Source organism: Lacticaseibacillus jixiensis, assembly GCF_042847315.1.
GTDB lineage: Bacteria > Bacillota > Bacilli > Lactobacillales > Lactobacillaceae > Lacticaseibacillus > Lacticaseibacillus jixiensis.
Window position 1 is genome coordinate 1 of the sequence record NZ_BAAFPR010000097.1, and the last position, 1,034, is coordinate 1,034.

General features: G+C 45.0%; 2 protein-coding genes. Both read right to left on the reverse strand.

The window, feature by feature from the left end; translation table 11 throughout:
* Positions 1-108: 108 nt before the first annotated feature.
* Positions 109-450, reverse strand: a complete 342-nt coding sequence (locus ACGG90_RS15640; protein WP_390410738.1) for an IS3 family transposase — start codon at positions 448-450, stop codon at positions 109-111.
* Positions 451-503: 53 nt separating this feature from the next.
* The gene (locus tag ACGG90_RS15645) at positions 504-755 is read right to left on the reverse strand and encodes an IS3 family transposase (RefSeq protein WP_002816285.1); all 252 of its coding nucleotides are present in this window, start codon (positions 753-755) and stop codon (positions 504-506) included.
* Positions 756-1,034 lie beyond the last annotated feature (279 nt).

Below are 1,034 nucleotides of genomic sequence, written 5' to 3' on the forward strand. Positions count from 1 at the left end.
GACGAAGTCCATCAGTTGGCGACCTGAACTGAATAACTGAATAGGTCGTGCGTCGAGCCGAAAACTGGGTCGGTCTGTTCGTGGTGCATCGATCACCAACTTCTCCGCTCAGTCAGTATTCGCAACGATCCAAACGTTGCTTTCAGACCGGCCAGATGCGATTTCATGTCCCCAATACCGAGGTGAATAATCCAGGTTGACGGTAACGGAGTGGATATCCAGTTCCTTCATGAGCCGGGAAATCCGTCGTGGACTGCACCGAAGCTGCAGTGGTTGAAGTTCCAGATTCAATTCATGGTGGATCTTCATAACACCGTATCGCTGCTTAAATTCCGCAAAGATCCGCAGAATCCGTTGTTTCAAGTCCGCATCTTCGGCCCGGCGTTTTGAAGGCTTTGGGGATCGATGATGATAATACTGAGCTCTGGAAACACCGAGGATTCGGCACATCTTGGTTACCTGGTGGTGATGGCTTTCTTGGTGAATGTAATCAAAGATATTGGTTACTTCTGCGCAAGGAAGCCCAGGGCTTTTTTTAGGATTTCGTTCTCCTCAGACAGCGAAGCCAGTCGCTTTTCCATCGCTTTGATTTCGTCTGGCGATTTACCGGATTGAGTTTTGGCCTGGCCCTGGATCCACTTATGAACTGTTGAATAGCCAATGCCATATTCTCTGGCCAGTTGGGCAGCTGATTCGCCTTGCTTATATAGGTTGATAATGTTTTGTTTGAATTCTTTGTCGTAACGAGTTGGCATGTAAAAATTCCTTCCTTTTGAGCGACGATTTATTCATTATACCCTCTCTTAAAAGTTGTCTCAGGAATCAGCTTACATCCACTAGAAACTGTTGCACTTAGATTGACAATACGGGCATTATTTTCACTGTTAAATGTCTAAAGACATTGTGACCCGCGTTTTACAATCAAGTTAGCCACTATCGTTAGCACTCAGACAAAATAAAAAACACCAAGTCGATACGACCTGTTATCATTAAAGTTCCTACACAATTAATGAAAGAGGTATCGTCTTGATGCA

Bases quoted from the DNA above. Each gene is read 5' to 3' on its own strand.
- ACGG90_RS15640 (WP_390410738.1), bottom strand. From the start codon at position 450: ATGTGCCGAATCCTCGGTGTTTCCAGAGCTCAGTATTATCATCATCGA.
- ACGG90_RS15645 (WP_002816285.1), bottom strand. From the start codon at position 755: ATGCCAACTCGTTACGACAAAGAATTCAAACAAAACATTATCAACCTA.